The sequence below is a fragment of the Photobacterium arenosum genome (assembly GCF_014841115.1).
Taxonomy (GTDB): domain Bacteria; phylum Pseudomonadota; class Gammaproteobacteria; order Enterobacterales; family Vibrionaceae; genus Photobacterium; species Photobacterium arenosum.
In genome coordinates this window covers 274,796-283,958 of record NZ_JACYTP010000005.1, presented here as the reverse complement: position 1 = coordinate 283,958, position 9,163 = coordinate 274,796, and the positions used below count along the sequence as shown (strand labels likewise).

At 47.5% G+C, this 9,163-nt stretch carries 6 protein-coding genes, 1 tRNA gene and 2 rRNA genes; 6 read left to right on the top strand and 3 right to left on the bottom strand.

Annotation, left to right across the window (positions count from 1 at the left end; translation table 11 throughout):
* From rrf (IFO68_RS10870) to metA, 4 genes are all read left to right on the top strand, one after another.
* Nucleotides 1–116: ribosomal RNA gene (gene rrf / locus IFO68_RS10870) — 5S ribosomal RNA — on the top strand.
* A gap of 160 nt (nucleotides 117–276) precedes the next feature.
* Nucleotides 277–352: transfer RNA gene (locus tag IFO68_RS10865), tRNA-Thr, on the top strand.
* A 7-nt stretch (nucleotides 353–359) separates the two neighbouring features.
* Nucleotides 360–475, top strand: a 5S ribosomal RNA gene (gene rrf / locus IFO68_RS10860).
* A 214-nt stretch (nucleotides 476–689) separates the two neighbouring features.
* Nucleotides 690–1,631: a homoserine O-acetyltransferase MetA gene (gene metA / locus IFO68_RS10855; RefSeq protein WP_192015898.1), complete on the top strand. Its 942-nt coding sequence runs from the start codon at nucleotides 690–692 to the stop codon at nucleotides 1,629–1,631.
* 68 nt (nucleotides 1,632–1,699) lie between these two features.
* On the opposite strand, the gene IFO68_RS10850 is transcribed toward metA, so the two are convergent.
* The gene (locus tag IFO68_RS10850) at nucleotides 1,700–3,037 is read right to left on the bottom strand and encodes a cation:proton antiporter (RefSeq protein WP_192015897.1); all 1,338 of its coding nucleotides are present in this window, start codon (nucleotides 3,035–3,037) and stop codon (nucleotides 1,700–1,702) included.
* Between the two features lie 199 nt (nucleotides 3,038–3,236).
* Between IFO68_RS10850 and metH the strand changes: the two genes are divergently transcribed.
* Nucleotides 3,237–6,905: a methionine synthase gene (gene metH / locus IFO68_RS10845; protein ID WP_192015896.1), complete on the top strand. Its 3,669-nt coding sequence runs from the start codon at nucleotides 3,237–3,239 to the stop codon at nucleotides 6,903–6,905.
* Nucleotides 6,906–7,041: 136 nt separating this feature from the next.
* Here the strand turns inward: metH and IFO68_RS10840 are convergent, their stop codons facing one another.
* Both IFO68_RS10840 and IFO68_RS10835 read right to left on the bottom strand, forming a co-directional pair.
* On the bottom strand, nucleotides 7,042–8,049 hold the full coding sequence (locus IFO68_RS10840) for a phage integrase (protein ID WP_120513477.1): 1,008 nt from the start codon (nucleotides 8,047–8,049) through the stop codon (nucleotides 7,042–7,044).
* Nucleotides 8,046–8,813: a helix-turn-helix domain-containing protein gene (locus IFO68_RS10835; protein ID WP_120513479.1), complete on the bottom strand. Its 768-nt coding sequence runs from the start codon at nucleotides 8,811–8,813 to the stop codon at nucleotides 8,046–8,048. The genes IFO68_RS10840 and IFO68_RS10835 overlap by 4 nt, the downstream gene beginning before the upstream one ends.
* Before the next feature lie 112 nt (nucleotides 8,814–8,925).
* Here IFO68_RS10835 and IFO68_RS10830 point away from each other — a divergent pair, with 112 nt between their 5' ends.
* Complete coding sequence (locus tag IFO68_RS10830) at nucleotides 8,926–9,162, top strand: hypothetical protein (RefSeq protein WP_036760011.1); 237 nt, start codon at nucleotides 8,926–8,928, stop codon at nucleotides 9,160–9,162.
* The last annotated feature ends 1 nt before the right edge of the window (nucleotide 9,163 follow it).

The window sequence follows — 9,163 nt, the reverse complement described above, 5'->3', positions numbered from 1 at the left end:
CCTGGCGACCATAGCGTTGCGGACCCACCTGATCCCATGCCGAACTCAGACGTGAAACGCAGCAGCGCCGATGGTAGTGTGGGGTCTCCCCATGTGAGAGTAGGTCATCGCCAGGCTTTAATTACTAATTTGTCTACGGTAGCTTGCCGCTTTTGAGTGCTGCGATGCTCATGTACTGAATGTACACTGCGCTTCTCGCATCAAAATCGTCATCGCACAGCGACAAATTAACCAAACAAAGCAGTGAAGCGTAAGACTTTGTTTAGATAAGAATTTGCTGGTATAGCTCAGTTGGTAGAGCGCACCCTTGGTAAGGGTGAGGCCCCCAGTTCAAATCTGGGTACTAGCACCAGAATTTGCTTAGTGACAATAGCGCTGTGGAACCACCTGATCCCATGCCGAACTCAGACGTGAAACGCAGCAGCGCCGATGGTAGTGTGGGGCCTCCCCATGTGAGAGTAGGACATTACTAAGCACCTCCTTCAAAACCCAGCCTTCGGCTGGGTTTTTTCATTTCTGTTATCTGCTATTTTCAGCGTCTCTTTCGCTAGCCTGCTGCTTTCATTAGAATTATTCATTATGTTCTTAACTATCTATAATTCTTTTAATGCGGTAAAGCTTGCAGTGTGAGTAGAAATTCTATAATTTTTGGGTATCTGGACGTCTGTACATCTTAGGGAGAGCAACACATGCCCATTAAAATTCCTGATCAGTTACCGGCAACTGATATTCTTCGTAGTGAGAATATCTTCGTCATGTCTGCAAAACGCGCTGCCAGTCAGGAAATTCGCCCGCTGAAGGTATTGTTGCTTAATCTGATGCCGAAAAAAATTGAAACTGAAACTCAGTTTCTTCGTCTGTTATCAAACAGTCCTCTGCAGGTTGATGTTGAGTTACTGCGGATTGATAACCGCCCGACGAAAAATACGCCAACGGAGCATTTGGATACGTTCTACCGGCAATTCGAAATGGTGAAGCACAGAAATTTCGATGGCTTGATTGTGACAGGTGCTCCGCTGGGCTTAGTGCAGTTTGAAGATGTGCTGTACTGGGAAGAAATCCAGGCCATTCTGACCTGGGCGAAAGGGCACGTGACTTCGACCATGTATGTGTGCTGGGCCGCTCAGGCTGGGCTTAAGCTGATGTACGATTTACCTAAGCGTACCCGCAAAGAGAAATTATCAGGTATCTACACCCATAGGGTCCACAATCCCCATCATCCTCTTCTGAGAGGTTTTGACGATACCTTTTGGGCTCCCCACTCGCGCTATGCCGACTTCTCGCCTGAGTTTTTATCGGAGCACACTGATCTGGACATTCTGGCCACCTCAGATCAGGCAGGAGTGTATTTAGCCGCCACCAAAGATAAGCGTAATGTCTTCGTGACAGGACATCCTGAATACGATGCCCATACATTACATAATGAATATATGCGTGATCTGGGAGAGGGGATGGAGCCCAAAATCCCAGTAAATTACTATCAGGATAATGATCCGGATAAACCGCCTGTTGCGAGTTGGCGCAGTCATGGCCATTTGTTATTTGCTAACTGGCTGAACTATTGCGTCTATCAGCAAACGCCTTATGATTTGGATCACTTCTCGGAAGATCAATTCACCAAGGACGACTGATTGACGTTGCCCTCACAAATAAAAAGACCTGCCAAAGCAGGTCTTTTTCATCGTCAGTATTCGGGTATTCAGGATTTGGGATCGGTTTCCGGTTGTTGGTGAGCATGAGCGGTTTGTTTGTTCTCTTTCGCTTTTTTCGCTTCCCAGGCTTTGGCTTTTTCGATCATAGGTGTGATGGTAGAGCCCTGGATCAGGATAGAGAACACCACGACTGAATAGGTCATCACCAGAATTATCTCTTTCACATCAATATTTTTCTCCGGAATAACGATAACACCGGCAGGGATCGCCATCGCCATCGCCAGAGCAAGACCACCGCGCAAGCCACCCCAAGTGAGGATCTTCACCGACTCGGGATTGTATTGGCGGAAACGTTTAAAGCCAAGGTACGACAGCTTCACACTCAGGTAGCGCGCCAGTAGCACCAGCGGCACAGCTATCACCATCAGTGTCCAGTCTTCCTCATGGAAGCTGAAAGACAGCATGCTCATACCAATCAGCAGGAAGAGTACACCGTTCAGGAATTCATCAACCAACTCCCAGAAGTGATCCAGATGGTCTTCACTCTCTTTAGAAAAGCCGATATAACGGGTCCAGTTGCCTATCATGATACCGGAGACCACCATAGCTAGCGGCCCGGACACATGAATAACATCGGCAAAAGCATAACCAGCCGTTGGGATTCCCAGAGTCAGCAGAAGTTCCATGGAGTGATCGTCTGTCGAACTGATCAGATAATGGAACAGCAGGCCGAGAACAAAACCATAGGTTATGCCACCAATGGCTTCCTGCAGGAAAAGATGGCCAACACCCAGCACAGTAGGTGCTTCATCACCAAAGGCGATGGTAAACAAAGTGACGAAGATGACCAGGCCAAATCCATCGTTAAACAGCGACTCACCTTCAATTTGTGTGGAGATGCGGCGCGGCGCGTGCAGTTTTTTTACTATCGCCAGCACGGCTATTGGGTCCGTCGGTGAAATTAATGCGCCGAACAGCAGGCAGTAAATCAGGTCTAACTGGATTCCCAGCATCTGGCATATCCACCAAAGGCTGCCACCGATGAAGAATGTGGAAAACAGTGTGGCCCCCAGTGCCAGAATGGTGATTTCCCATTTTTGATCTTCGAGATGTGGCAGCTTGATCCCTAAACCGCCAGCAAAAAGTAAGAAGCCTAAAATGCCTTTTAGCAGAAAGCTTTCGAAATCGATCTGACCCAGCTGTTCCGCAGCAATTTCTTCGAGGTGAAACCAGCCGTTGTGGCCTGCGATCACAATTCCGAGCGATAAAATAATAGCACCGGCTGTGATGGCGATAGTGGTTTGCATCTTGCCTATTTTGTGGTTAATAAAGGCAATAACCATCGCAGCGGCGGCGAGAAAACAGAGGGTACTGTATACCGACATCCTTGATCCTCATCTGTTGTTAAAGTGTTAAGCAAAAATTGTGACAAAATATAAATGCTCGGGCCTCTGATAGCCATAAAAACTTTAGGCTTACGCTTGGATAATAAGTTTCCGCAAACGATATATGGACGTCTAGATTTCCAATCAGGCTGTGATAGGATGTTAGCAGCTGATAGGTTTAAGTGTAAGGAAGTAAGCAGTGTCGAAGGATACGGATTTATTACAAAAGCGACTTAAGGAACAGATCCTCATCATAGATGGGGGCATGGGCACCATGATCCAGAGCTACAAGCTGGATGAAGAGGATTACCGTGGTGAACGTTTTTCTGATTGGCATTCGGATCTTAAAGGCAATAACGATCTGCTGGTACTCTCCCAGCCGCAACTGATCAAGGATATTCACTCCGCTTATCTTGAAGCCGGCGCTGATATTCTTGAGACCAACACTTTCAACTCAACGACTATTGCCATGGCTGACTATGACATGGAGAGTCTGAGTGCCGAGATTAATTTCGAAGCGGCAAAGCTGGCTCGTCAGGCGGCTGATGAGTGGACGGCGAAAACACCGGACAAACCACGATTTGTAGCTGGTGTTCTCGGTCCGACTAACCGTACCTGCTCAATATCACCGGATGTGAACGATCCCGGTTTCAGGAACGTGTCGTTTGATCTGCTGGTAGCAGCGTATTCCGAATCAACCCGCGCCCTGATAGCTGGCGGGTCCGATATCATCCTGATTGAAACTATTTTTGATACCCTGAATGCCAAAGCCTGTGCGTTTGCCGTGGATAAGGTCTTTGAAGAGCTGGGCGTGACTTTGCCTGTTATGATTTCAGGCACAATCACCGATGCCTCCGGCCGCACCTTATCAGGACAAACCACTGAAGCTTTTTACAATTCTCTGCGACACGTCAAACCTATTTCATTTGGCCTTAACTGTGCATTGGGTCCGGATGAGCTGCGTCAGTATGTGGAAGAATTATCACGTATTTCTGAGTGTGCGGTATCAGCGCACCCGAATGCCGGTCTGCCAAACGCATTCGGCGAGTATGACCTTGAAGCGACAGAAATGGCTGAGCATATCAAAGAATGGGCGGAGTCCGGCTTTCTGAACCTGGTGGGCGGTTGTTGTGGCACCACGCCAGAGCATATTCGTGAAATGGCCCGGGTGACGGAGAATGTAGCGCCACGTCCATTGCCTGAGATTCCTGTGGCCTGCCGTTTATCAGGGCTTGAGCCGCTAACCATTGAAAAAGACACTTTATTTGTCAATGTCGGTGAGCGGACCAATGTGACAGGTTCAGCCCGTTTCCGTAGGTTAATCAAAGAAGAGCTCTATGACGAAGCGCTGGAAGTGGCACGTCAGCAGGTGGAAGCCGGTGCTCAGATCATCGATATCAATATGGATGAAGGCATGCTGGATGCCGAAGCTGCCATGGTGCGCTTTCTGAACCTGTGTGCCTCTGAGCCTGAAATCTCCCGTGTCCCCATTATGATTGACTCATCCAAGTGGGAAATACTGGAAGCTGGCCTTAAGTGTGTGCAGGGTAAGCCAATTGTTAACTCAATATCTCTCAAAGAAGGTAAAGAGAAGTTTGTTGAACAGGCGAAACTGATTCGCCGCTATGGCGCAGCCGTGATTGTGATGGCGTTTGATGAAGTGGGTCAGGCCGATACTCGTGAGCGTAAGATAGAGATCTGTACCAATGCCTATCGCATTCTGGTTGATGAGGTGGGCTACCCGCCGGAAGATATCATTTTTGACCCGAACATTTTCGCAGTAGCTACCGGGATTGATGAGCACAATAACTACGCGGTTGATTTCATTGAAGCTGTAGGAGACATCAAGCGCACTCTGCCACATGCGATGGTGTCGGGTGGTGTTTCGAATGTGTCTTTCTCGTTCCGTGGTAATGATCCTGTGCGGGAAGCGATTCATGCCGTGTTCCTGTATCACTGTTTTAAAAATGGCATGGATATGGGCATTGTGAATGCCGGTCAGCTGGCCATTTACGATGACCTGGCAGACGAGTTACGCGAAGCCGTTGAAGACGTTGTATTGAATCGCCGGGATGACTCTACCGAGCGCTTGCTGGATCTTGCGGATAAGTACCGGGGCAGCGGCGAAGCGGTAGAAGATAAAACAGCCGCTGAATGGCGCGGCTGGCCGGTCGATAAACGCCTGTCCCATGCGCTGGTCAAAGGGATCACTGAGTTTATTGTTGAAGATACCGAAGAAGCCCGTCAGAACGCGGAAAAACCGTTAGAGGTGATTGAAGGGCCTTTGATGGCAGGTATGAACATAGTCGGTGATCTGTTCGGTGAAGGTAAAATGTTCTTGCCTCAGGTGGTGAAATCAGCTCGGGTGATGAAACAGGCCGTCGCTTATCTCGAACCTTACATCAATGCTGAGAAGCAAGTCGGACGCACTAATGGCAAAATACTGCTCGCCACGGTGAAAGGCGATGTGCACGATATCGGTAAAAATATTGTCGGAGTGGTGCTGCAGTGTAATAACTACGAGATCATCGATCTGGGCGTCATGGTGTCTTGCGACAAGATCCTGAAAGTGGCCAAAGAAGAGAAGGTCGATATTATCGGCCTCTCCGGGCTGATCACTCCTTCACTTGATGAAATGGTGCATGTCGCCAAAGAAATGGAGCGTCAGGGCTTTGATCTTCCTTTGCTGATTGGCGGGGCAACAACGTCCAAGGCCCACACGGCAGTCAAAATTGAGCAGAACTACCATGCCCCTGTCGTTTATGTCTCAAACGCCTCGCGTGCTGTAGGGGTATGTTCGGCACTCTTGTCGGATGCCCAGCGGCCAGCGTTTGTTGAGCGCCTTGACAAGGAATACGAGGTAGTGCGGGAGCAACACGCCCGTAAGCGTCCACGAAGTGCTCCTGTCAGCCTGGAAGCTGCCCGCGCCAATAAAGTGGCGATTGACTGGAATAGCTACACTCCTCCCGCGCCGCAAAAGCCGGGAATCCACGTCTTCAAGGATTTCGACATTGCGACACTGCGTCGTTATATCGACTGGACGCCCTTCTTTATGACCTGGTCGCTGAGTGGTAAATATCCCACCATTTTGCGCCACGAAGTAGTGGGTCAGGAAGCCCAGCGCCTATTTGATGATGCCAATCAGCTGCTGGATGAGATCGAAGCCAGCGGCATGATAAAGGCCAATGGTGTCTGTGGCATATTCCCGGCCAATAATATTGGTGATGATATCGAAGTCTACACCGATGAGACCCGAACCCAGGTACTGACAACCTTACGCGGACTGCGCCAGCAGACAGAGAAACCCAAAGGGCCGAATTACTGTCTGTCGGATTACATTGCCCCGAAAGAAAGCGGTAAAGCTGACTGGATTGGTGCCTTTGCGGTAACCGGCGGAATCGGTGAATATGAGATTGCCGATCAGTTCAAAGCCAAAGGCGATGATTACAACGCGATTATGATTCAAGCGGTGGCAGATCGTCTTGCTGAAGCCTTTGCGGAATTCATGCATGAGACTGTCCGTAAGGAGATCTGGGGCTATGCGCCGGACGAGAACCTGAGTAACGAAGATCTGATCCGTGAGAAATACCAGGGTATCCGGCCAGCACCAGGCTATCCGGCTTGTCCGGAACACACAGAGAAAGGCGAGATCTGGACATTGTTGGATGCAGAGGCTAATACCGGTATGATTCTGACAGAAAGCTACGCCATGTGGCCGGGAGCGGCCGTATCAGGCTGGTACTTCTCACATCCGGAATCGCGCTATTTTGCCGTTGCACAGATCCAGCGTGACCAGATGGAAAGCTACGCCGAGCGTAAAGGCTGGGATGAGATCGAAGCGGAGAAATGGCTGGGGCCTAATCTGTGATAGCTGTTCACTGAAGACAAAAAGGCGCTCAATGAGGGCCTTTTTTTATGGTTTAAGAAAGGTAACAAAATCATATGGTGTTGATTTTGAATGGTTTTTATGTAGTTTGTTGGTCATGTTAGTCTAAGAAAGGTAGTTAAAGTGGGCATAATGTGGACGCTCTATCTGCCATTTTACTCAGCGGATTGAACCTTACTGCATCTACCAGGTGATCAGGTGCGAGATGGGCGTATGCCATCGTTTGAGCAATGCTTGAATGACCAAGTATGTCTCGCAGTGTGAGGATGTTTCCTCCTGCCATGATAAAGTGACTGGCAAAGGTATGTCTCAATACATGCACCTTTTGCCCTTTAGGTAATCCAAAATCCAGTTTTTCCAAGATTTCATACAACTCCGCCTGAGGGTCAAATGAGAAAACATCGCTTCCTGATTGGGGATATATGCGGTGATACAGCTCCTCACTGATTGGAACTGTTCTTGGTTTGCCTGTTTTCGTGTTGGTAAACCGGATGCGGTATGGTGAGAGGTTGCTTGCTTTTAATGTGATTGTTTCTCTCCATCTTGAGCCTGTTGCTAAGCATATTTCAACGGCCATCATCAGTTCTTTATCATGCTTCACTGCATCCAATAACTGACTGATTTGGCTTTCGGTTAAAAATGTCATTTCTCTTCGGGTAATTTTGGGTAGCTTAAATCCTTTTATCGGATGAGTACCTGTGAAATCCCCTGTAGAGGTAAGCACTGTAAAAACATTACTTACAGTGCTTATCAAGCGGCTAATCGTTGCTGGCTTCTGTCCCTTCTCTTGTCTGTAGTGCACCCAATCAGAAAGCAATTTGTTATCAATCTTATTGACAGGCGGATCACCTAGCTCAGTACAGATCAATTCAAGTTTTTTCAGATAGTTACTCGCCGTCCTTTTAAATTGTCCTGACTTTTTCCACCATATTTCAATCAGTTCAGATAGTTTCCTGTTATCTACTGGAGGGCCTAACCACTCTTTGTTATGTGCCCTCGCAAGAATGTATTTTTCGTAAGCCAATGCTTCGGCTTTCTTGTCAAATTTCCGCCTAAAGCGTTTGCCATCCCTCCCGGCTGGCCTGATATCGACCAGCCATTTATCGCCATCTTTTTTTATGCTCATAGTGACCTCATCACCATTGCAGCACGACCGATTATTTTTAGACGCTTGAGATCTTCTCCTGCCATTTCAAAATCTTCATAGCTCGGATTATCTGAAACTACTCTGTAGGATTGATTTAAAATATTCCATTTCAATCGCTTAACATAAACCATTTCATCAATACGAATGACATAAACCCCATCTTTAACTGGCTCGGTCAGTTCTCTGGTATCGACAAGAATGCGATCACCGTCATCCATGGTCGGCAACATACTTTCACCTGAACAAAATACTATTGCTGAATATTCAGGGAGAAGGCCGAGGCTCCTTACCAGTGCAGTAGAGACTGTAAAAACGCTGGTTTGGTACTCAGTATTACTTAGGCAGCCAGCTCCTGCGGCTGCTTGTACATTAAATTCTGGAATGTCTATGGTATCCGCCTCATTCACAGGTAGTGCTTCAAAAATAGCTGAAGCATTGGGTTCCCTTGAATCAAACAGTAATGGCTTTGTGTATTCCAGGCTTCTGTACTTGTCGCCTGTTTTCTTTAGATTACTGATTGTTTCCATCATTTTACTTTTTTCATGCTCAGAGCCGTGTAAGGCTATTAAAGCCTTCTGTGCATTTTCATGAAAGTTTGATATGTGATATTCAACAGCGCTCCCCTTTCCCTGCGCCTTCCTCTTTAACCAATTGTTCCTATTGGCTTTTACGCTTACTCCCTGTCGACTGCTAGGCATTCCTTCTATCTCAACAAGCTCTGTTGACAAAAACCACTCACGCATAATTCACAATCCTTTTTTGTTGACTTCTGTTTTCCTTAAGAACTATTATGAATGGCAACTAAGGAAAACAAGGTGACTTTGTTAGCAATAAAGGTCAATGATAGGTGAAAAAATGAAAACAGAAAACAACATCCGTCAACATAACGCTCCATTTGTAACACCTCAGATGTATGCAGAGATAACGGGACAGACTCTTGATGCTGTTCGAGGCCAGATAAAACGGGGCATGTTGCCTGTGCTGAAACGTGAGCGAAACGAGCGAGGGTTGAATTTCATCAACATGAGGGCGCTTGAGCAATTGGCTATAGAACAGGCAGAACAGTATCAAGATTGGAAATCAGCGATTTAAG